Source organism: Pseudomonas sp. 30_B (assembly GCF_017491605.1).
In the GTDB taxonomy this organism is placed as follows: domain Bacteria; phylum Pseudomonadota; class Gammaproteobacteria; order Pseudomonadales; family Pseudomonadaceae; genus Pseudomonas.
This window is the reverse complement of sequence record NZ_JAFGYY010000019.1, coordinates 1-22,154: the sequence shown is the minus strand read 5'-3', so window position 1 is coordinate 22,154 and position 22,154 is coordinate 1. Positions and strand designations below refer to the sequence as shown.

19 protein-coding genes and 1 pseudogene are annotated in these 22,154 nt (G+C 67.0%); 15 read left to right on the top strand and 5 right to left on the bottom strand.

From position 1 onward, the window contains the following. Window positions 1-43: 43 nt before the first annotated feature. Window positions 44-2,263, bottom strand: a complete 2,220-nt coding sequence (locus J5M67_RS19800) for a primosomal protein N' (RefSeq protein ID WP_207887025.1) — start codon at window positions 2,261-2,263, stop codon at window positions 44-46. 210 nt (window positions 2,264-2,473) lie between these two features. Between J5M67_RS19800 and rpmE the strand changes: the two genes are divergently transcribed. From rpmE to J5M67_RS19760, 8 genes and pseudogenes are all read left to right on the top strand, one after another. Next, window positions 2,474-2,689 carry a 50S ribosomal protein L31 gene (gene rpmE / locus J5M67_RS19795; RefSeq protein WP_090264577.1) on the top strand — a complete coding sequence of 72 codons (216 nt, stop codon included), beginning with the start codon at window positions 2,474-2,476 and terminating at the stop codon, window positions 2,687-2,689. Window positions 2,690-2,714: 25 nt separating this feature from the next. Continuing rightward, entirely contained in the window at window positions 2,715-3,518 is an 804-nt protein-coding gene (locus J5M67_RS19790) for a thermonuclease family protein (protein WP_207887098.1), read from the top strand. 38 nt (window positions 3,519-3,556) lie between these two features. Continuing rightward, entirely contained in the window at window positions 3,557-4,966 is a 1,410-nt protein-coding gene (locus tag J5M67_RS19785; RefSeq protein WP_207887097.1) for a M48 family metalloprotease, read from the top strand. Window positions 4,967-5,069: 103 nt separating this feature from the next. After that, window positions 5,070-6,338, top strand: a complete 1,269-nt coding sequence (locus tag J5M67_RS19780) for a malic enzyme-like NAD(P)-binding protein (RefSeq protein ID WP_207887024.1) — start codon at window positions 5,070-5,072, stop codon at window positions 6,336-6,338. Window positions 6,339-6,478: 140 nt separating this feature from the next. Next, complete coding sequence (locus J5M67_RS19775) at window positions 6,479-7,822, top strand: nodulation protein NfeD (RefSeq protein ID WP_207887023.1); 1,344 nt, start codon at window positions 6,479-6,481, stop codon at window positions 7,820-7,822. After that, on the top strand, window positions 7,819-8,592 hold the full coding sequence (locus J5M67_RS19770) for a slipin family protein (protein ID WP_207887022.1): 774 nt from the start codon (window positions 7,819-7,821) through the stop codon (window positions 8,590-8,592). The genes J5M67_RS19775 and J5M67_RS19770 overlap by 4 nt, the downstream gene beginning before the upstream one ends. 92 nt (window positions 8,593-8,684) lie before the next feature. Further along, a complete protein-coding gene (locus J5M67_RS19765; RefSeq protein WP_243434764.1) occupies window positions 8,685-9,458 on the top strand; it encodes a phosphatase PAP2 family protein in 774 nt (257 codons plus the stop codon). A gap of 62 nt (window positions 9,459-9,520) precedes the next feature. Then, window positions 9,521-10,256: pseudogene (locus J5M67_RS19760) on the top strand (substrate-binding periplasmic protein). Between the two features lie 132 nt (window positions 10,257-10,388). On the opposite strand, the gene yccS reads toward J5M67_RS19760, so the two are convergent. Together yccS and dbpA are read right to left on the bottom strand one after the other, a co-directional pair. Next, the gene (yccS, locus tag J5M67_RS19755) at window positions 10,389-12,584 is read right to left on the bottom strand and encodes a YccS family putative transporter (RefSeq protein ID WP_207887021.1); all 2,196 of its coding nucleotides are present in this window, start codon (window positions 12,582-12,584) and stop codon (window positions 10,389-10,391) included. Between the two features lie 213 nt (window positions 12,585-12,797). Then, window positions 12,798-14,174, bottom strand: a complete 1,377-nt coding sequence (dbpA, locus tag J5M67_RS19750) for an ATP-dependent RNA helicase DbpA (protein WP_207887020.1) — start codon at window positions 14,172-14,174, stop codon at window positions 12,798-12,800. A 320-nt stretch (window positions 14,175-14,494) separates the two neighbouring features. Between dbpA and J5M67_RS19745 the strand changes: the two genes are divergently transcribed. Both J5M67_RS19745 and J5M67_RS19740 read left to right on the top strand, forming a co-directional pair. Then, complete coding sequence (locus J5M67_RS19745) at window positions 14,495-14,707, top strand: cold-shock protein (protein ID WP_015475193.1); 213 nt, start codon at window positions 14,495-14,497, stop codon at window positions 14,705-14,707. Between the two features lie 90 nt (window positions 14,708-14,797). Then, a complete protein-coding gene (locus tag J5M67_RS19740) occupies window positions 14,798-15,325 on the top strand; it encodes a RimK/LysX family protein (RefSeq protein ID WP_207887019.1) in 528 nt (175 codons plus the stop codon). Here J5M67_RS19740 and mdtD read toward each other — a convergent pair whose 3' ends face one another. Continuing rightward, on the bottom strand, window positions 15,326-16,762 hold the full coding sequence (mdtD, locus tag J5M67_RS19735; protein WP_207887018.1) for a multidrug transporter subunit MdtD: 1,437 nt from the start codon (window positions 16,760-16,762) through the stop codon (window positions 15,326-15,328). A gap of 306 nt (window positions 16,763-17,068) precedes the next feature. Between mdtD and J5M67_RS19730 the strand changes: the two genes are divergently transcribed. Next, a complete protein-coding gene (locus J5M67_RS19730; RefSeq protein WP_207887017.1) occupies window positions 17,069-17,602 on the top strand; it encodes a DUF2780 domain-containing protein in 534 nt (177 codons plus the stop codon). A 151-nt stretch (window positions 17,603-17,753) separates the two neighbouring features. After that, on the top strand, window positions 17,754-18,308 hold the full coding sequence (locus J5M67_RS19725) for a DUF2780 domain-containing protein (protein ID WP_207887016.1): 555 nt from the start codon (window positions 17,754-17,756) through the stop codon (window positions 18,306-18,308). Between the two features lie 8 nt (window positions 18,309-18,316). Here the strand turns inward: J5M67_RS19725 and J5M67_RS19720 are convergent, their stop codons facing one another. After that, complete coding sequence (locus J5M67_RS19720; protein WP_207887015.1) at window positions 18,317-19,201, bottom strand: acyltransferase; 885 nt, start codon at window positions 19,199-19,201, stop codon at window positions 18,317-18,319. 136 nt (window positions 19,202-19,337) lie between these two features. Here J5M67_RS19720 and J5M67_RS19715 point away from each other — a divergent pair, with 136 nt between their 5' ends. The 3 genes from J5M67_RS19715 (at window position 19,338) to creC (ending at window position 22,036) form a co-directional block, all read left to right on the top strand. Then, window positions 19,338-19,865 carry an ATP-dependent zinc protease gene (locus tag J5M67_RS19715; RefSeq protein ID WP_207887014.1) on the top strand — a complete coding sequence of 176 codons (528 nt, stop codon included), beginning with the start codon at window positions 19,338-19,340 and terminating at the stop codon, window positions 19,863-19,865. Between the two features lie 66 nt (window positions 19,866-19,931). Beyond that, complete coding sequence (creB, locus tag J5M67_RS19710) at window positions 19,932-20,618, top strand: two-component system response regulator CreB (RefSeq protein WP_207887013.1); 687 nt, start codon at window positions 19,932-19,934, stop codon at window positions 20,616-20,618. Beyond that, the gene (gene creC / locus J5M67_RS19705) at window positions 20,618-22,036 is read left to right on the top strand and encodes a two-component system sensor histidine kinase CreC (RefSeq protein WP_207887012.1); all 1,419 of its coding nucleotides are present in this window, start codon (window positions 20,618-20,620) and stop codon (window positions 22,034-22,036) included. Before creB ends, creC begins: the two co-directional genes overlap by 1 nt. Window positions 22,037-22,154 lie beyond the last annotated feature (118 nt).

Here is a 22,154-nt window from a genome sequence, read left to right as displayed (position 1 = left end):
CGGATGCGCAACCCCAGGCGGTTTTGCCTGACGGGATTGCCCGTCAGAAAAGATCGATCGGGTCGACATCCAGCGACCAGCGCACCTGCCTGCCGCTGGGCATGCCTTCGAGCATCTGCAGCCAGGGCGTGAGCAGACGGTGCAAGGGCGCGCGGGCGGCACTCATCAGCAGCAGTTGGGCCCGGTAGCGGCCGGCGCGGCGCTCCATGGGAGCGGGTACCGGGCCGAGGAGTTCCACCTCGCTGCCCAGCGACGCCTGCAGGCGCTCGGCCTCGGCGCAGGCTTCGTCGAGGAAGGCCTCGGCCTGCCCCGGCTTGTGCGCCTCGGCGCGCAGCAGCGCGAGGTGCGCGAAGGGCGGCAGGCCGGCGGCGCGGCGTTCGGCCAGGGCCTGGTCGGCGAAGGCGAAGTAGCCCTGCTCGGTGAGTTGCACCAGCAGCGGGTGGTCGGCCAGGTGGGTCTGAATCAGAACGCGGCCCGGCTCCTCGGCGCGCCCGGCGCGGCCGGCGACCTGGACGATCTGCTGGGCCATGCGCTCGCTGGCGCGGAAGTCGGCGGAGAACAGCCCGCCGTCGGCATCGAGGATCGCCACCAGGGTCACGCGCGGGAAGTGGTGCCCCTTGGCGAGCATCTGCGTGCCCACCAGGATGCACGGCTCGCCCTTGTTGATGGTGGCGAACAGGTCGCGCATGGCGTGCTTGCGCGAGGTGCTGTCGCGGTCGATGCGCAGCACCGGGTAATCCGGGAAGAGGATGCGCAGGCGCTCCTCGGCGCGCTCGGTACCGGCGCCGACCGGGCGCAGGTCCACCGTGCCGCATTTCGGGCAGTTGCGCGGCGGCCGCTCGCGGTGGTCGCAGTGGTGGCAGCGCAACTCGCCGCTGCCCTGGTGCACGGTCATCCGCGCATCGCAGCGCGGGCACTGGCTGATCCAGCCGCAGTCGTGGCACAGCAGGGTCGGGGCGAAGCCGCGGCGGTTCAGGTAGACCAGCACCTGCTGGCCGGCGGCCAGGGTTTCCTTGATCGAGCGTTGCAGCGGCATGGAGATACCCGAATCCAGCGGCAGGCTCTTCACGTCCAGGCGCTGGAACTTCGGCTGGTGGGCGCCGCCGGCGCGCTGGGTCAGGCGCAGCAGGCCGTAGCGGCCGCTCTGGGCGTTGTGCAGGCTTTCCAGCGCGGGGGTGGCGGAGCCCAGCAGGATCGGCACATTCTCCAGCCGCGCGCGCACCATCGCCAGGTCGCGGGCGTGGTAGCGCAGGCCTTCCTGCTGTTTATAGGAAGCGTCGTGTTCCTCGTCGATGATGATCAGCCCCGGATGCTTCAGCGGGGTGAACAGCGCCGAGCGGGTGCCGATGATGATGTCCGCCTCGCCGTCGCGGGCGGCCAGCCAGGCGTCGAGGCGCTCGCGGTCGGTCAGCGCGGAGTGCAGCAGGGCGATGCGCGCGTTGAAGCGGCGCTCGAAGCGCGACAGGGTCTGCGGGCCGAGATTGATCTCCGGGATCAGCACCAGCGCCTGCTTGCCGGCCTCCAGGGTCTCGCGGATCAGCTGCAGATAGACCTCGGTCTTGCCGCTGCCGGTGACGCCGGCCAGGAGGAAGCTGTGGAAGCTGCCGAAGCCGGCGCGTACCGCTTCGAAGGCGGCGCGCTGCTCGGCGTTGAGCGGCAGCTCGGCCTGTGCCAGCCACGGGCCGTGATGCGGCGGCACGCTGTGCACGCGCACCTCCAGGCTGACCAGGCCTTTTTCCTGCAACAGGTCGAGGCTGTCCTTGTTGATCTGCAGTTGGCTCAGCAGATCGTGGGCCACGCCGTGGGGGTGTTGCTTGAGGATCTTCAGCGTCTCGCGCTGGCGCGGCGCGCGGGCCAGGCGCGGGTCTTCCTCGCGGGCGCCGGGCTCGGCGTGCCAGAAACGCTGCTGGCGCGCTTCGGCGGGTTCGCCCTGGCGCAGCAGGTTGGGCAGCGCCCAGGAGAGGGTGTCGCCGAGGCTGTGCTGGTAGTACTGGGATGTCCAGCGGCACAGCTCCAGCAGGTGCGCCGGCATCGGTGGCTCGTGGTCGAGCACGGCCAGTGCCGGGCGCAGCTTGTCCGCCGGGACCTCGGAGGTTTCCACCTTGTCCACCAGCACCCCGACCATCTCGCGGCGGCCGAACGGCACGCGCAGGCGCACGCCTGGCTGCAGGCGCGCTACGTCGACCCCGCGCGGCGGCAGGTAGTCGAACAGGCGGCGCAGCGGCGAGGGCAGGGCGAGGCGTAGAATGGGCGGTGAGAGCACGCGGTGCGATTCCGGGTGGCGGGGAGCGGCGATCTTAGCACCCGGCGACCATCGGTCGAGGCTTGACTTGCGTGGAAAAACAGCTCTGGTATGATCCACGCCCTTAATTTGTGCGGTGCCCGGTAAAGATCCCGCCTGCGGTCCTCGATGACCGTGGCTCGGCTTCTGACAGAGACTGGGTGGCGGCACACCAACCAGAGAGAAGACATCATGAAACCGGAAATCCATCCCGCTTACGAAGAAATCGAAGCTACCTGCAGCTGCGGCAACGTGATCAAGACCCGTTCGACCCTGTGCAAGAGCATCCACCTGGACGTCTGCTCCGAGTGCCACCCGTTCTACACCGGCAAGCAGAAAGTCGTCGACACCGGCGGCCGTATCGATCGCTTCAACCAGCGTTTCGCCATGTTCGGTGGCAAGAAGTAAGATCGATTTCCGGGAAAGGCCCTCGATGGTTTTTCACGGTATCTCGAAAAAGGCGTCCCTCGTGGGCGCCTTTTTTATGGCCGTCTGCTTTATGGCGGACGCGTCGGCCGCTGCCTGCCCGAAGCCTGGATCGCCTGAAACGGTGCGCGTGGCGCGGGTGGTGGACGGCGACACCCTGAAACTCGCCGATGGCCGCAGCGTGCGCCTCATCGGCGTGAACGCCCCGGAGCTGGCCCATCGCGGCCGCCCGGAAGAGCCCTTCGCCGTCGCCGCGCAGCGCCGCTTGCAGGCGCTGGTGGCGGCCAATGACGGCGAAGTCGGCCTGGTCACTGGCCGCCAGGGCAAGGACAAGTACGGCCGCACCCTGGCCTATGCCTACGATTCCCAGGGCAACAACCTCGAATCCCGTCTGCTCGCCGAAGGCCTGGGCTACCTTGTAGCTATCGCGCCCAATACCGATCTCACCGCCTGCCAGCAGGCCGCCGAGCGCGAGGCGCGCAGCGCCGGGCTGGGGCTGTGGGAGCACGCGCCGGTTCAATCGGCGGAGCAACTTCACGAAAGCGGCTTTGCCGTGGTTCGCGGTCGTGTCGATCAGGTACAACGTAACGGCGGTGGACTGTGGATCGATCTGGATGGCCCGTTGGTGCTGCGTATCGATCCGCGCCTGCTGAAGCATTTCGACAACGCAACCCTGCGTGACCTGCGTGGTCGACAAGTGGAAGCGCGCGGCTGGGTGATCGACCGGTCCGAGCGCGGTGCAATCAAACCAGGACAGGCACGCTGGATGCTGCCTTTGACCGACCCGGCGATGATGGAGGTATTGCCATGAGCGTGCGCTCGTTCGGAATTCTTACCCTGCTGGCGCTGATGAGCGTCCTGGGCGGTTGCGCCGTGAACCCGGCCACCGGCAAGTCCGACTTCGTAATGATGAGCGAGCAGGAGGAACTCAGCCTGGGGCAGAAGTACAGCCAGGAAATCCTCAAGCAGTACCCGCGCTACGAAGACGAGAAGCTGCAGGCCTACGTGCAGCAGGTCGGCGAGCGGGTCGCCCGCGCCGGCGACCGGCCCCAGCTGCAGTACCACTTCACCGTCATCGACACCCCGGACATCAACGCCTTCGCCCTGCCCGGCGGTTACATCTACATCCATCGCGGCCTGATGGCCTACCTGGGCTCCGAGGCGGAGCTGGCGGCGGTGCTGGGCCACGAAGTCGGCCACGTCACCGCCCGCCACAGCGTGCGCCAGCAGAGCCAGTCCAGCGCCTGGAACATCCTCGGCCAGGCGGTCGCCATCGGTACTGGCGTGGGCGCCGCCGCCGATCTCACCAATGTGCTCGGCACCGCCTTCGTGCGCGGTTATGGACGTGACATGGAGCTGGAGGCTGACGGCCTGGGCGCCAAGTACCTGGCCCGCGCCGGCTACGATCCCACCGCGATGATCCAGGTGGTGCGGGTGCTGAAGAACCAGGAAGACTTCGCCCGCGACGAGGCCGCACGCAAGGGCCAGGCGACCCAGCCGGTGGGTTACCACGGCCTGTTCGACACCCACCCGGACAACGACCAGCGTCTCAAGCAGGTGATCGGCCCGGCCCAGGCCCTGGCCGGCAACAGCCAGCACGAAGTCGGCGCCGAACGCTACCTGAAGGCCATCGACGGCATGCCGTTCGGCGATTCGGCTTCCAGCGGCGTGCGCCGTGGGCAGAGCTTCTACCATGCGGAACTGGACTTCACCCTGACCTACCCGGCGGGATGGGGCATCCTCAACCAGCCGACCGCGCTGGTCGGGTTCACCGCCGACCAGCAGGCCTACATCGGCATGAAAGTGGTGCAGCGCGATGGCCAGCTGACGCCGGTGGAGTTCCTGCGCAAGGGAACGGGCGGTCGCCTGGCGGGTGAGGAGAGCTTCCAGCAGGCCGGCCTGGACGTCGCCACCGGCGTAGTGCCCGGCTCGCCGGCCCGTCGCGTCGCGGTGATCTACCAGAAGGACCGTGCCTATCTGTTCGTGGGTGCGGTCAAAGGCCGCGCCTCCCTGGAAAGCGTGGATGACCAGTTCCTGCAGGTGATCCGCAGCTTCCGGCCGATGCGCGCGGACGAGAAGAAGCTGGCGCAACCGCGCCGGATCGCCGTCGTTCAGGTCAAATCCGGGCAGACTGTCGAGGAGTTCGCGAAAGCAGGTCCGGGGCTGGAATCTGACTCGATAAATCGTATACGCTTATTGAACGACTTGTATCCAATCGGCCAGCCAAAACCTGGCGATTGGCTGAAGGTCGTACGCTAGAGGTCTTGACAGCAGGGGCTTGGGCTACCTTGGCAGGTGCGGGCTTTCTGCGTATGCTCGGACCCCCGTCTGTCCAACAAGTAACAAAAGCGGAAGTGCCCAAATGTCTGATCTCAAGACCGCTGCCCTCGAATATCACGCCCAACCCCGCCCCGGTAAACTGAGCGTCGAGCTGACCAAGCCGACCGCCACCGCCCGCGACCTGTCGCTGGCCTACAGCCCGGGCGTCGCCGAGCCGGTCCGCGAAATCGCGCGTGATCCGGAGCTGGCCTTCAAGTACACCGGCAAGGGCAACCTGGTCGCGGTCATTTCCGACGGTACCGCCATTCTCGGCCTGGGCAACCTCGGCCCGCTGGCCTCCAAGCCGGTCATGGAAGGCAAAGGCGTGCTGTTCAAGCGCTTCGCCGGTGTCGACGTATTCGACATCGAAGTCGACGCCGAAAGCCCGCAGGCCTTCATCGATACCGTCAAGCGCATCTCCATCACCTTCGGCGGCATCAACCTGGAAGACATCAAGGCACCCGAGTGCTTCGAGATCGAGCGCGCGCTGATCGAGCAGTGCGACATCCCGGTATTCCACGATGACCAGCACGGCACCGCCATCGTGACCGCCGCCGGCATGCTCAACGCCCTGGAAATCGCCGGCAAGAAGCTGGAGTCCGCGAAGATCGTCTGCCTGGGTGCCGGCGCCGCCGCCATCTCCTGCATGAAGCTGCTGGTGAGCATGGGCGCCAAGGTCGAGAACATCTACATGATCGACCGCCAGGGCGTGATCCACGCTGGCCGTAACGACCTGAACCAGTACAAGGCCGTATTCGCCACCGAGACCGACAAGCGCACCCTGTCCGACGCCCTCGACGGCGCCGACGTGTTCGTCGGCCTGTCCGGCGCCAACCTGCTGAGCGCTGAAGACCTCGCCCGCATGGCGCCGAACCCGATCGTCTTCGCCTGCTCCAACCCGGACCCGGAAATCAAGCCGGAACTGGCCCACGCCACCCGCAATGACGTGATCATGGCCACCGGTCGTTCGGACTACCCGAACCAGGTGAACAACGTACTGGGCTTCCCCTTCATCTTCCGCGGTGCCCTGGACGTACGCGCCACCCGCATCAACGAGGAAATGAAGATCGCCGCCGCCCTGGCCCTGCGTGACCTGGCCAAGCAGCCGGTACCCAAGGACGTGTGCGATGCCTACGGCGTGAGCGCCCTGGAGTTCGGCCGCGAGTACATCATTCCGAAGCCGATGGACAAGCGCCTGATCACCGTCGTTTCCGACGCCGTGGCCAAGGCCGCCATCGAGACCGGCGTGGCCACCCTGCCGTATCCGAAGCACTACCCGCTGAAGTCCGTCGAAGACGTCTTCAACGGCTGATTCGCACCGGCTCACGAGAAACCCCGCTTCGGCGGGGTTTTTCGTTTCCGGCGGGGCGCCCGGCCCTGGGGGCTATGCTTAGGGGAGGGCATCGTCCATTCATTCGCCGCGATGCCCGCCGGCCAAGGCCGGGAGGCGCCATGTTGAGGCTGCTCCGTCGACTCGCCTGTTTCCTGCTGCTTGGCGCGGGAGGGGTTCTGGCGGCTCCCACGGCGGTAGTGCTGGATGTGGACGGCGCCATCGGGCCGGCGACCGCCGACTACGTGGTGCGTGGCATCAGCCGTGCCGCGGAGGAGGGCGCGGCGCTGGTGGTGCTGCGCATGGACACTCCGGGCGGGCTGGACAGCGCCATGCGCAGCATCGTCAAGGCGATCCTGGTCAGCCCGGTGCCGGTGGCCGGCTACGTCGCCCCCGGCGGCGCGCGGGCCGCCAGTGCCGGGACCTACATCCTCTACGCCTGCCATATCGCGGCGATGGCGCCGGGCACCAACCTGGGCGCGGCGACGCCGGTACAGATCGGCGCACCCAATCCCGAGCCCTCGCAGGGCAAGCCCTCGGACAAGCCCGACACCAACAGCGGCACTCTCGAGCGCAAGCAGATCAACGATGCCTCGGCCTACATCCGCGGCCTGGCGCAACTGCGCGGACGCAACGCGGAGTGGGCCGAGCGCGCGGTGCGCGAGGCGGTCAGCCTGGCGGCGGACGAAGCACTGAAGCAGAGGGTGGTGGATGTGGTGGCGCCGGACATTCCCATGCTGCTGACAATGATCGACGGCCACAGCGTCAGCGTCCAGGGTCATGACCTGCGCCTGCAGGTGGCCGGCGCTGCACTGGTCGAGCGGCAGGCGGACTGGCGGACCCGGCTGCTGGCGGTGATCACCGATCCCAGCGTGGCGCTGATCCTGATGATGATCGGCATCTATGGGTTGATCTTCGAATTCGCCAACCCCGGCATGACGCTGCCCGGCGTGCTCGGCGCGATCTGCCTGCTGCTGGGACTCTATGCCCTGCAGATGCTGCCGGTGAGCTACGCCGGGATGGCGCTGATCCTGCTCGGCCTGGCCTTCATGGTCGGCGAGGCCTTCATGCCCAGCTTCGGCGCTTTGGGCCTGGGTGGTATTGCCGCCTTCGTGGTCGGTGCGCTGATCCTGGTCGATACCGATGCCCCCGGCTACGGTATTCCTCTGGGGCTGGTAGTGGCCCTGGCGACCGTCAGCGCGCTGTTCATCGCCGGCGTCCTCGGTGTTGCGCTCAAGGCTCGCCGGCGTGCCGTGGTCAGTGGCCCGGCCGGCCTGGTGGGCAGCCTGGCGACCATCCAGTGGGTGGCCGATGACGATCCCTGCGCCGGCTGGGTATCGCTGCAGGGCGAACAATGGCAGGTCCACGCCGACCGGCCGCTGCATAGCGGCCAGCGGGTGCGGGTGATGGCGCGCAACGGCCTGAGCCTGGAAGTGGCGGCCAACGACGATTCAGGAGGTGTGTGATGGGCTTTCCCTTCGGACTCTTGGTGGCGCTGATCCTGCTGCTGTTCCTGGTGCTCAGCGCGCTGCGGATCCTGCGCGAATACGAGCGCGGGGTGGTGTTCCAGCTGGGCCGCTTCTGGAAGGTGAAGGGACCGGGGCTGGTGCTGGTGATCCCGGTGGTGCAGCAGATGGTCCGGGTCGACCTGCGCACGGTGGTGCTCGACGTGCCGCCGCAGGACGTGATCTCCCGCGACAACGTCTCGGTGAAGGTCAACGCGGTGGTGTACTTCCGCGTGCTCGACCCGCAGAAGGCGATCATCCAGGTGGAGAACTTCCTCGCCGCCACCAGCCAGCTGGCGCAGACCACCCTGCGCGCGGTGCTGGGCAAGCACGAGCTGGACGAGATGCTGGCCGAGCGCGAGCGGCTCAACATGGACATCCAGAAAGTCCTCGATGCGCAGACCGACGCCTGGGGCATCAAGGTCGCCAACGTCGAGATCAAGCACGTCGACCTCAACGAATCGATGATCCGCGCCATCGCCCGCCAGGCCGAGGCGGAGCGGGAACGGCGGGCCAAGGTCATCCATGCCGAGGGCGAGTTGCAGGCGTCCGAGAAGCTGATGCAGGCCGCCGAGATGCTCAGCCGCCAGTCCGGCGCCATGCAGTTGCGCTACATGCAGACGCTGAGTGCGATTGCCGGCGACAAGAATTCCACCATCGTTTTCCCCATGCCCATCGAGTTGCTCAAGGGGCTGCTCGAATCCAGCGGCAAGTCGGGCAAGCCTGACTGAAGGCAACGTCTGTCAGATAGTCAGCGTCTATAGTTCCCAGCTCATGCATTGACGCGTCCATTCCCGGACGAAGTGGGCGCCCTGGGGGAACGATGAAAACGACCCTGCTGACGGCCCTGACGCTGGCCGTCACCACTGGCCTGCTCGGTTGCGCAGGCACACCTCAGATGAGCTGGTCACGTGTGGGCGACTCCGCGCAGCGTGCGGTGGTCAGCCCGGATGTCTGGGCGCCGGTGGCAGGCGCGGCGGTGATCGCCGCCGGCAACTGGGACCACAAGTGGCAACGCTCGGCGAGCGATCACGACTGGTTCTTCGGCGGCGATGCCAACCAGGCCGCCGACCGCATGCTCAACCTCGCCACCGGGGCGAGCGTGGTCAGCGCGCTGGTCGCCGCCCCGAAAACGGCGGACAGCGAGGAGAAATGGAGCTGGCGCGGGCGCAACCTGGCGTTGCTGGCGGCGGATCGTTATGCGGTGACCGGCTTCGTCGAAGAGGCCAAGGAGTGGTCCGGCCGCGAGCGCCCCGATGGGGTGCCCGACGACTCCTTCCCGTCCAAGCACACCGCCGTCACCGCCGTGCACACCAGCTTCACCCGGCGCAACCTGGACTACATCGACATGGACCCGACCCTGCGCTACACCGCCAAGGCCGGGCTCTACGCGCTCGACGGGCTGACCGCGCTGGCGCGGGTCGAAGGCGACAAGCACTACCCGACCGATGTGCTGGTGGGCATGGCGGTGGGCAACTTCTTCGCCAACTTCACCTACAACCTGTTCCTCGAAGGCCCCGAGCGTGATCGCTACAACCTGACGGTAGTACCCGAGACCGGCGGCGGCATGAGCCTGCGCGCGGCGATGTTGTTCTGAGGTTGGCGCGGCGCCGTGGGCAGCGTCTAGTCTTGAAAGCTTCTCCCAGGACGACATCCCCGATGGCGCTGCGCCTGCTGCTGATCCTCGTGTTCCTGTGCGTTGCCGGCGTGGCGCGGGCCGGAGAAGTGCTGCGCATTGCCGCGGATCGCTGGCCGCCCTACGCGGACAACCGGTTGCCCGGGAACGGCGTGGCGGTGCATCTGGTGCAGGCCGCACTTAAGCGTGCCGGCTACGCCAGCGAATACATCGAGGTGCCCTGGCCGCGCGTGCTGCACGGCGTGGCGAACGGCGAGTACGACCTGGTGGTGGACGCCTGGTACGCGCAGGAGCGGGAAGCCTTCGGCGTGTATTCCGAGCCCTACCTGGTCAATCGCGTGCGCCTGATCAAGCGCCGGGGTTCGCCCATCACCTTCGCCAAGCTGGCCGATCTCTATCCGTACCGCATCGCCATGGTGCGCGGCTACGCCTACTCCGAGGCCTTCAACAGCGACCCGAAACTGCAACGGGTGCCGGTGTTCAGCATTCGTCAATGCGGCGCTGATGCTGCAGGCCGGGCGCGTGGACCTGACGTTGGAAGACGAGATCACCGCGCAGGTGCATTTCAACAGCGACCTCGCCGAACTCAAGGGCGAGCTGGAGTTCCTTCCGGTGCCGCTGGCCGAGAATGGCCTGCACATCCTGGTGGGTCGTCACGTTCCGCATCACGCGGAAATTATCGTGGCGTTCAACCAGGCTATTCGCGCGATGCGGGCGGACGGCAGTTATGACGCGCTGATGCGGGAGCATGGGTTGTAACGGGCAGCCGGGCTGTGTGGGGATTACCGGGATGGCTTTTCGTAGGGGCGAGCTTGCTCGCGAATGGAGTCTCCCGGCGACAGCGGTGCCGTGCGGTTCGCGAGCAGGCTCGCTCCTACAGAGGCTGTGTGCTCAGGCCGTCTCGGCCTGCTCCGCACCACTCTCCTTCTTCAGCAGGTGCGCCGCCAGGGTGCGTAGCGGCGTGAGCTGTCGGCAGATCAGTGCCAGCTGGGTCTGCACCAGTCGATGCGCGTCGTCCTCGTCCTCGGGCAGCTCCTCCAGGCGCTTGGCCAGCGCGTCTTCCTCATCGCTGTAGATCGCAACCGGGCGCTGCTCGGTGAGGCGTGCGGCGATGTCGTCGAGGCTGGCGGTGAGGCGTTCGGCGGCCTCGCCGATCAGCGCGTCGCTGGGGGCCGGGGGCAGGCGGTCGCGGTGCGCGCCGAGGGCGGAGAGGTAGCTGAGCAGGGTGTGGGAAAGCACCAGGAAGCGGAAGCCGATCTCCGCGTCCTTCCGGAAGTGGCCGGGCTCCAGCAGCATGTTCGACAGGGTGGTGGACAGTGTGGCGTCGGCGTTGTGCGCGTTGCGCCGGGCGGTACGGTAGACCAGGTCGTCGCGCTTGCCGTTGGCGTACTGCTGCATGATCTCGCGCAGGTAGCGGCTGTTGCAGGCCAGGGTGCCGCCGACCAGACGGTGCAGGCTGCGGCCGTGCCAGTCGGGCAGCACCAGCAGCACCGCGGCGCCGGCGATCAGCGCGCCGAGCAGGGTATCGAACAGGCGCGGCAGGATCAGCCCGTAGCCGTCGCCCACCTGGTTGAAGCAGAACAGCACCAGCAGGGTGATGGCTGCCGTCGCCAGGGTGTAGCGCGTACTCCGACTGGCGAAGAAGGCGACCCCAGCGATCACCGCCAGCAGCGACTGGATCAGTGGGTTGGGGAACAGGTCGATCAGTGCCCAGCCGGCCACCAGGCCGATCAGGGTACCGAGAATCCGCTGCACCAGGCGGATGCGCGTGGCGCCGTAGTTCGGCTGGCAGACGAACACCGTGGTCAGCATGATCCAGTAGCCCTGGGTCGGATGGATCAGGTGCAGCACTCCGTAGCCGGCGGCCAGCGCCAGGGACAGGCGCAGGGCGTGGCGGAACAGCAGCGAGGTCGGCGAGACCTGCAGGCGGATGCGTTCCAGCGCCTCCTTCAGCGAGTGCGGGGAACGGTCGAGCAGGGTGCTGTCCTGCTCGTCGTCCAGGGTGTCCGGATTGCTCGCGCCGCTGAGCTTGCGGTCCAGCGTGGTGAGGTTGGCCGCCAGCGCGCCGAGGGAGCGCAGCAGCCCGCGCCAGGCCGGGTTGCCCTGCTCGCGCAGGTACTCCAGCGAGGCATTGAGGTCGGCCAGGGCCAGCTCGCTGTCGTTGTAGTCAAATGGCTGGCGCAGTTGGATGGCCTTCGCCAAGGCCTTGCACGCCTTGCCCTGCTGGTTGAGCAGGCGCTGGCAGCGGAACAGCACGTCGCTGTGGAAGAAGGCTTCGGCCAGTTGGTTGTAGGGATAGTGCGAGGAACTGGCGCGCTCGTGGACGTCCTGGGCGATGAAGTAGAGCTTCAGGTAGCGGCTGATCTTCGGGCTCGGCCTGCCGTGGGAGAGGCGCGCCAGGATGGTTTCCTTGGCCTGGTTGAGCGCCACCACCACGCGGCCGTTCTGCCGTGCCAGGGCCAGGCGCTGGGCCTCGACGTCGAGCTGGCGCAGCGGTTCCAGCAGGCTCGATTTGATCTTCAGGTACTCACCCAGTTCGAGGAACAGCTTCGCCAGGCTCTGCTGTACCGGCTGGTTGGCGAACAGCGCGTTCCACAGTACCGAGAGCAGGCCGTACCAGAGCGCGCCGATCACCAGCAGCACCGGCTCGCGCCAGAAGTCGGTAGGCGTGCCGCCGCGCTGGTCCACGCCGATCATGGTGTAGATCGACAGGATCAGCGTGGCCGAGGCGATGGCCGCGTAGCGCTCGCCCAGCGCACCGAGCAGGGTCATGGCGAAGGTCGAGAGCGCCAGGCCGGCGACGAAGAGGAGCGGGTAGGGGAACAGAAGCTCCACCGCCAGCGAGGCGATGCTGAAGCAGGCCAGGGTCACCAGCAGTGCCTGCAGGCGGCCCAGCCAGTGGTCGTCGGTTTCCGCCAGGGCGCTGGCGATGACCCCGAGGAACAGCGGGATCACCAGCTCCGGCCGGCCCTGCAGCCAGCACGCGAGCATGACCCCGCTGAGGGCGACGAACACCCGCAGGCTGTAGGCGAACTTGTCCAGCGCCCAGAGGCGCCGCAGAGACTGGAGCAATGGGGAGGAAAACATGCGCGTGCGGGACTTCCGGGTGTCTGCCGCTCAGACTAGCGGAACGTCTGCCGCGCTGCTATCGCGAGCGCAATACACAACTGTCCTGGCTGCGCAGAAGGGCTTTTCGTAGGAGCGAGCTTGCTCGCGAACCGCACGGCAACGGTATTGCCGGCAAACAGTTCGCGAGCAAGCTCGCTCCTACAGGGTGCCCCCAATCAAGCGGGGTCGGTATCAGAGGATGCGCGCCTTGAACGAACGGCCCTTGATCTTGCCTTCGTTGAAGTGCTTCAACGCCTGCTTGGCCACATCACGTTCCACGGCGACGAAGGCCTGGAAGTCGAAGATGGCGATCTTGCCGACCTGGGTGCCCTTGAGCCCAGCATCGCCGGTCAGCGCGCCGAGGATGTCGCCGGGGCGCAGCTTGTCCTTGCGCCCGCCGGCAATCGCCAGAGTGGTCATCGGCGGCAGCAGCGGGGTGTCGTTGGCCTTGAGGAAGTCGATGCGCTCCCAGTTCAGCGGCGCGCCCTGCAGGTCCTCGATGGCCTGGGCGCGGCTGGCCTCGGCGGGGGTGACCAGCGACAGCGCCAGGCCCTTCTCGCCAGCACGGCCGCTGCGGCCGATGCGGTGCACGTGGACCTGCGCATCGCGCGACAGCTCGACGTTGATCACCGCCTCCAGCGCGGCGATGTCCAGCCCGCGCGCGGCCACGTCGGTGGCGACCAGCACGCTGCAGCTGCGGTTGGCGAACATGGTCAGCACCTGATCACGCTCACGCTGTTCCAGGTCGCCGTGCAGGGCCAGGGCGGAAATCTTGCGGGCGTTGAGCTGCTCCACCACTTCCATGCACTGCTGGCGGGTATGGCAGAAGGCGACGCAGGACTGCGGGCGGAAATGCTGCAGCAGACGCACGACCGCATCGATGCGCTGCTTCGGATCGATCTCGTAGAAGTGCTGTTCGATCTGGCTGTCGTCGTGCAGCGCTTCGACTTCCACGCGCTCGGGGTTCTTCAGGAACTTCGCCGCCAACTGGCCGATGCCTTCGGGGTAGGTGGCGGAGAACAGCAGGGTCTGCCGGCGCGCCGGCAACTGGCCGATGATGTCGGCGATGCTGTCGTAGAAGCCCATGTCGAGCATGCGGTCGGCTTCGTCCAGCACCAGGGTGTTCAGGCCATCGAGCTTCAGGGTGCCGCGGCGCAGGTGTTCCTGCACCCGGCCCGGGGTGCCGACCACCACGTGGGCGCCGTGCTCCAGGGAACCGATCTGCGGGCCGAAGGGCACGCCGCCGCAGAGGGTCAGCACCTTGATGTTGTCGGCGGCGCGGGCCAGGCGGCGGATTTCCTTGGCCACCTGGTCGGCCAGCTCGCGGGTTGGGCAGAGCACCAGCGCCTGGCAGCCGAAGTAGCGCGGATTCAGCGGGCTGAGCAGGCCGATGCCGAAGGCGGCGGTCTTGCCGCTGCCGGTCTTGGCCTGGGCGATCAGGTCGCGGCCCTTGAGGATCGCAGGCAAGGCGGCGGCCTGGATTGGCGTCATCTCGCGGTAGCCGAGGGAATCGAGGTTGGCCAGCAGGTCTGCCGACAGGGAAAGGCTGGAGAAGGCGGAGGTGGTCACGAAGGAGGCCCGGGTGAATCCATATGGCCGCGCAGTGTAGCAGGAGGGGCCCTCCAGCGGCCGGAATACCGGCTGCACAGGGCTTTGCGGCCACTCGTCAGAAAACGCGCGACCGGGCACATATGGTTTTTTATACAGATTCGCTTTCCGTAGATTTTTGTCGTAGAGTGCCTGAACTGTGTTTGCATGGGTCGCCGTCGATCGTGACCTGATGCGGTCGGTTATTCCACCCCGTCCTGCTCGACTCCTTGTAACTCCTTGCAACTCAGTTCCTGGCCACTCGCGTGGCTAATTTCCAAATTCGTTCCAAGGAGAACACCATGTCGAATCGTCAGAACGGCACCGTCAAGTGGTTCAACGAGACCAAAGGCTACGGCTTCATTACCCCGGAAAGCGGCCCGGACGTATTCGTTCACTTCCGCGCTATCGAAGGTAACGGCTTCAAGACCCTGGCCGAAGGCCAGAAAGTCAGCTTCGAAGTCGTGCAGGGCCAGAAAGGCATGCAGGCCGAGCGCGTACAGGTGATCAACTAAGATCCCCTGGCGTCAGCCAAAGAACCCCGGGTGGAAACATCCGGGGTTTTTTATTGCCTAAAGCTGCCACCTCTTCCGGAGTTTCCATCCATGCCGTCGCCCGTCCTCCGCCTGCTGGCCCTTGGTCTGTTCGCTTTCACCGGTACCTGCGCCGTTGCGGCCGACGAACCGGCTCCGTCCGCCCAGCCCACGACCTGGGGCTGGGCCGAGACGATCAAGCTGATGCCTGAGGAGACCGCCCTCAAGGCCCGCCTGGATACCGGTGCGCAGACCTCGACCATGGATGCGCGCAACATCGTCCGGATCAAGAAGAACAACGAGCGCTGGGTGCAGTACGACGTGATGGTCGCCGACCCCGCGACCGGCAAGGAACTGCGCCTGCCGTTCGAGCGCAAGATCGAGCGCGTCCTGAAGTTCCACTCGGCCAATGGCGTCGAGCGCAGCCCGGTGGTGCTGATGGACGTGTGCCTGGGCAACAAGGTCTACCGCGAGCAGTTCTCCCTGCGCGACCGGCAGGCCCAGGAGTACCCGGTGCTGCTCGGCCGCCGCAGCCTGGAACACATGGGCAGCGTGGATTCGTCGAAGACCCAGACCCTGGCGCCCAGCTGCAAACCTTGATCAGTGTTCGCTGACGTCGTTCTCCGGATCGACCCGGCGCGGCGTGGTGCGGCCATCCTCGGCATTGAGCTGGAAGAAGATCGCCGCCGCCAGCATCGACAGCAGACCGACGCTCAGGTAGGTCGCGTGGAAGGCTGACAGCACGTCGCCCTGCGCGCTCTCCAGATCGCCATTGAAGCCCCCCAGCAGTGCCGCCGCACAGGCCACGCCCAGGCCGATGGACAACTGCATCACCACTGACAGCAGGCTGTTGCCGGCGCTGGCGTTGTCGTCGCGCAGGTCGATCAGGGTCAGGGTGTTCATCGCGGTGAATTGCAGCGAGTTGATCCCGCCCAGCACCGCCAGCTGCGCCAGCAGCAGGGGGTAGGAGGTGTCCTGGTCCACCAGGCCGAGGCTGGCGATCATCGCGCCCAGCAGCAGCGTGTTGCCCACCAGCAGCCTGCGGTAGCCGAACAGCTCCAGCAGCGGCTTGGCCAGCGACTTGATCACCATCGCCGACAGGGCCATCGGGATCATGGTCATCCCCGCCTTGGCCGGCGAATAACCCAGCCCGACCTGCAGCAGCAGCGGGGTCAGGAACGGCAGCGAGCCGCTGCCCAGGCGCGCGAACAGATTGCCCAGCACGCCTACGGCGAAGGTGCGGGTGCGGAACAGCGACGGATGGAACAGCGGCGCCTCGATGCGCAGGGCGCGCAGCCAGTAGGCCGCCAGCAGGACCAGGCCGCCCACCAGCAGGAGCACCACGCGCACATGGGGCATGTGCAACTCGCCCAGGCCTTCCAGGGCGATAGTGATGAGCACCATGGCGCCGCCGAAGAGCAGGAAGCCGACGCTGTCGAAGCGTGTGGCGCGCACGCCGCGCAGGTCCGGCATCAGGCGCAGGGCGACAAGGAAGCCGACCAGCCCCACCGGCAGGTTGATCAGGAAGATCCAGTGCCAGCTGGCGTACTCCACCAGCCAGCCCCCCATGGTCGGGCCGGCCAGCGGGCCGAGCAGGCCGGGGATGGTGACGAAGCTGAGAATCCGCACCAGCTCGCTGCGCGGGTAGACTCGCAGGATCACCAGTCGCCCCACCGGCATCATCAGCGCCCCGCCGATGCCCTGCACCACCCGCGCGCCGACCAGGATGCCGAGGGTTGGCGACAAGGCGCAGAACAGCGAGCCAAGGCTGAACAGGAAGATCGCGAAGAGGAACACCCGGCGCGTGCCGAAGCGGTCGGAAATCCAGCCGGAGGAAGGAATCAGCAGCGCCACCGTGAGCAGGTAGGCGATCACCACGCCCTGCATGCGCAGCGGGTCCTCGTTGAGCGAGCGGGCCATGCTCGGCAGCGCGGTATTGAGGATGGTGCCGTCCAGGGCCTGCATGAAGAAGGCGATGGCCACCAGCCAGGGCAGCAGGCGGGCCACGCGGGGTGTCAGGGTGAAGGGTTCGCTCATGATCGGTCCGTCGGTCAGGGATGGCACAAGCTTAGGGAATGTTCGGCGGCGGTGGGGAAAATACAGCGCGGCGCGGTGCACGGCACCCGTCGGACGATGCTCTGCCCGCGCGCGCCCGGCCATGATCCGGCAGGACTCTCTAGGTGTTTGGAAACGCCTGTGCTAGACATTTAGCAGCGATCTTTTTTCCGCCTTGTGATGCGGTGCCTTGTTTCATCACCGGCGTCCGTCATGGCGGAACGATGTCACTGCCGACCGGTCGATATGGCGTCCGGTCGCTTGCCGGAATTCTCAAAGGAGACAGCGATGTCCGTCAAACCCCGCGCCACCCTCGCCCTTGCCGCCCTGCTGGCGGCTTCTTCCGCATTTGCCTTCAACCTGGGCGACGCCGCCAAGGCGGTATCCGGCGCCACCGGCGGCGGCACCGCGCAGGTCGCCACCACCCCGCAGGCCAGCGGCCTGCTCGGCGCCCTGACCGGCCAGCTCGGGGTCAACGAAGAACAGGCTGTGGGCGGTACCGGCGCACTGCTGGGCCTGGCGAAGAACAAGCTCAGCGGCGGCGATTACTCGCAGCTGCTCAAGGCAGTTCCCGGCCTCGACAAGCTGTCCGGCGCCAATGCCCTGGGCGGCCTGGGTGGCCAGCTCGGCAACTCGGCGGCCAGCAGCATGCTGGGCAACGTCAGCAGCCTGGGCGACGTGAACAAGGCGTTCGGTGCGCTGGGGATGGATCAGAGCATGACCGGCAAGTTCGCCGGCGTGCTGCTGGACTACTTCGGCAAGCAGGGCGTGAACAGCCAGGTGCTCAGCAGCCTCAGCGGGCTCTGGGGCGCCGGCGCCTGATCGCCTGTCCACGATCTTCTCCAGCTCGGAAGATCGTGAACGGGCTCTGAGTCAGTGGGCCGCCGGACGGCGCGGAACCGCCGGCGGCCCACTGTGTCATATCGACGAGCCGGTCCCTGTTCGGGGCCGGGCATCCTCTCCGGAGCCGTCGATGTTCGCCAAACCCGCCGTTGTCCTGGCCGCCGCCTGGCTGGCCGTATCCCCTGTGTTCGCCGCCACCTTCACCGAGACCGCCGAGCCGGCGCCGTCGGCTGAAGTGCCCGCGCAGACGGCCAACGCCCTGTTGAGCAACCTGACCCATCAGCTGGGCGTCAGCGAGCAGCAGGCCATCGGCGGCACCGGCGCCTTGCTGGGGCTGGCGCTGAACTCCCTGAAGGAAACCGACAGCACCCAGCTGCAGAAGGCCATGCCGGACATGCAGCAACTCGCCGGCAGCGGCTCCACTGGCGACCTGGGCAGCATGCTGGGTGGCCTGGGCGGGGCCGCAGCGCTGCTCGGCGGAATCAACAACCTGCAGGACGTCGACCAGATTTTCGGCGTGCTGGGTATGGACCAATCGATGATCGGCCGCTTCGCCGGGGTGATCCTCGACTACTTCACCGAGCAGGGCCTGAGCAGCCAACTGCTCGGCACGCTCGGCGGCCTCTGGGGCATGCCCGCCTCGCCGGCATTGAAGGCTCCGCCAGTGGCCGGACGCGGGGCCTGAGCCCCGCTTCAGAACTCCTGGCGCAGCGCCTCGATGCGCGCGTCCTTCTCTTCCCACAGGCGTGATACCCAGGCCTGCACGTACTGGCGAAACTCGGGATCGTTCTCGTATTCGCCCTGCCACAGCGCGGGGTCGATCTCGCGCGCCTGGATATCCACGATCACCCGTGGCAGCCGTCCGCACAGCAGGTCCCAGAAGCCTGGCCGCGGGCCTTTCGGGTAGACCAGGGTGACGTCCAGCAGGGTGTCGAGCTGCTCGCCCAGCGCGGCCAGGACGAAGGCCACGCCGCCCGCCTTGGGGCGCAGCAGGTTCTTGTACGGGGATTGCTGATTGGCCTGCTTGGCCGGGGTGAAGCGGGTGCCTTCGAGGTAGTTCACCACGGTCACCGGCATGCGCTTGAACTTCTCGCAGGCGGCCTTGGTGATCTCCAGGTCCTTGCCTTTGAGCTCCGGGTGCTTCTCCAGGAACGCCTTGCTGTAGCGTTTCATGAAGGGGTAGTCCAGCGCCCAGAAGGCCAGGCCGAGGAAGGGCACCCAGATCAGCTCCTTTTTCAGGAAGAACTTGAAATAGGGCGTCTTGCGGTTGAACGCCTGCACCAGCGCCGGGATATCGACCCAGGACTGGTGGTTGCTGATCACCAGGTAGGAGGTGTCGCGGCGCAGGTCGTCGCCGCCGCGGATGTCCCAGACGGTCGGGGTCATCAGCGCGAAGATGGCCTTGTCGATTTCCGCCCAGGTCTCGGCGATCCACATCACTCCACGCGAGCAGGCATCCTTGGCGGCCTGGCCGGGGACGACCAGCTTGAGCAGGGCGATCAGCAACATCGGGCCGATCAGGACCAGGGTATTGAGCAGCAACAGGAGGCTGGCGATCAGGCCGGTCAGTGCTCGCATGGAGATCCGATTCCTTGTGCGACGGTGGCGCGGCCATGATACGCAGACAATTACCGAGGCCCAAGTGGGGGCGCTATGGCGAACCAAGGGCCGTCGTGCTAGTCCTATGCGCAGATACCTATCCCGGAGATTCTGCGTGAAACGCGCCCTCGCCCTGCTTTCCCTGTTCGCTCTGCCCAGCCTGGTGCTGGCCGCCGAACCCAAGCTCTACGGCCGCTACGAATGGGTCAGCCTGCCCGAACTCGATCAGACGTTGCAGGCGAAGATGGACACCGGCGCCTACACTTCGTCGCTGTCGGCCAAGGACATCCAGCTGTTCCAGCGCGACGGCGAGGACTGGGTGCGCTTCAAGCTGGCCACCAAGGACGGCGGTGACTCGGTGTACGAGCACAAGCTGCTGCGCATCACCAAGATCAAGAACCGCGCCGAAGGCGCCGCCGAGGACGACGAGGAAGACAGCAACCCCGGCCTCAGCCAGCGTCCGGTGATCGAGTTGCCGGTGTGCCTGGGCGGTGACCAGCGCACCATCGAGGTCAACCTGACCGACCGCAGCCACTTCAACTACCCCTTCCTGATGGGCACCAAGGGCCTGCGCAAATTCCACGTCGCGGTCGACCCCGGCGAGCGCTTCACCGCCGGCAAACCCAACTGCTCCGGCGGCTGAGGCCCCGATTGACGCGGTGCCGGGCTTGCGGCACCGTGCCGGCAGTTTCCACGGAGCCGGAATCTCATGCCGCACATCCTCATCGTCGAAGATGAAGCCGCCATCGCCGACACGCTGCTCTACGCGCTGCAGGCCGAGGGCTTCGAGACCACCTGGCTGAGCCTGGCCGGCGCCGCGCTGGAGCGGCTGCAGCGCGAGGTGTTCGATCTGGTCATCCTCGACGTCGGCCTGCCGGACATCAGCGGCTTCGAAGCCTGCAAACGGCTGCGGCGCTTTTCCGAGGTGCCGGTGATCTTCCTCACTGCGCGCGACGCCGAGATCGACCGGGTGGTGGGGCTGGAGATCGGCGCCGACGACTACGTGGTCAAACCCTTCAGCCCGCGTGAAGTCGCCGCGCGGGTGAAGGCCATCCTCAAGCGCACCGCGCCGCGCGAGGCGCCCGTCGCCGCCACTGGCAATGGGCCCTTCGAGGTGGACGAGGAGCGGGCGCAGATTCGCTACCACAGCCAGCCGCTGGTGCTGACCCGCCATGAGTTCCGCCTGCTGCAGACCCTGCTGGCGCGCCCGGAACGGGTGTTCAGCCGCGAGCAGTTGCTCGATGCGCTGGGTGTTGCCGCCGACGCCGGCTATGAGCGCAACGTCGACAGCCACATCAAGAGCCTGCGCGCCAAGCTGCGCCAGGTCGCCGCCACCGCCGAACCGATCCAGACCCATCGCGGCCTGGGCTACAGCTACGCGCCGGACAAGAGCTGATGCGCCTGTCGCTGCGGATCTTCCTGGTGTACTTCTTCTTCGTCGGGCTGACCGGCTGGTTCGTCCTGCGCACGGTGATGGACGAGATCCGCCCCGGCGTGCGCCAGTCCAGCGAAGAGACCCTGGTGGACACCGCCAACCTGCTGGCCGAGGTACTGCAGGCCGATGTGAAGAACGGCACCCTCAGCCAGAGCCGGCTGCCCGAGATGCTCCGCGCCTACGGTGCGCGCAGCCCGCAGGCGGACATCTGGGGGGTGAACAAGACGGCGGTGAACCATCGCATCTACGTCACCGATGCGCGCGGCATCGTCCTGCTGGACTCCCTCGGCCAGGCGGTGGGCCAGGACTACTCGCGCTGGAACGACGTCTACCTGACCCTGCGCGGCCAGTACGGCGCGCGCTCCAGCCGAGAGTCGGCGGACGATCCGGAGTCCTCGGTGATGTACGTCGCCGCGCCGATTCGCGATGGCGAGAAGATCATCGGCGTGGTCTCGGTCTCCAAGCCCAACCGTACCTTGCAGCCTTACATCGATCGCTCGCAGCGGCGCCTCGCCTGGCTCGGCGCCGGGCTGATCGTCCTCGGCCTGCTGGTCGGCGCGCTGCTGTCCTGGTGGCTCAGCCGCTCCCTGGAGCGCCTGACCCGCTATGCCCAGGCGGTCAGCGAAGGGCAGCGTGCGGAGCTGCCGCGCTACCGGGGCGGCGAGATGGCGCAACTGGCTGACGCGGTGGAGCGCATGCGCGTGCAACTGGAGGGCAAGGCCTACGTCGAGCGCTACGTGCATACCCTGACCCACGAACTGAAGAGCCCGCTGGCGGCCATCCGTGGCGCGGCGGAATTGCTCGAAGGCGAGATGCCGGCCGAGCAGCGGGCGCGCTTCGTCGGCAACATCGCCGGGGAGAGCGAGCGTCTGCAGCAACTGATCGAGCGCCTGCTGAACCTGGCCCAGGTGGAGCAGCGTCAGGGATTGGAGGAGCGGGTTCCAGTAGACCTGCATGAGCTGGTCGACGCGCTGATCGCCGAGCGGCTGGCGCGGGTGCACGGCGTGCAGCTGGCGAACGATATTCCACCCGAGGCGAGCGTGCCGGGCGAGCGTTTCCTGCTGCGCCAGGCACTGGGCAACCTGTTGGACAATGCGCTGGATTTCACCCCGCCCGGTGGTGTGGTGCGCTTCTCCGCTCTGGCCGAAGGTAGCGGCTGGCGCGTCGAGCTGTTCAACCAGGGCGAGGCCATCCCCGACTTCGCTCTGCCGCGCCTGACCGAGCGTTTCTATTCCCTGCCGCGCCCATCCAGCGGACGCAAGAGCACCGGGCTGGGGCTCAACTTCGTCGCCGAGGTGGCGGCGCTGCATGGCGGCGAGCTGAGGGTCGAGAACGTCGATGGTGGGGTGCGGGCGAGTCTGTCCGTGCCGCAGCCGTAGCCTGTAGGAGCGCCCCATGGGCGCGAATCGCGGGCATGGCCCGCTCCTACGGGGAGCATCGAAGCTCATCACACAAACTCCACAGACTCTCCACATTCGCCCCCCGGCCCCCCCACAC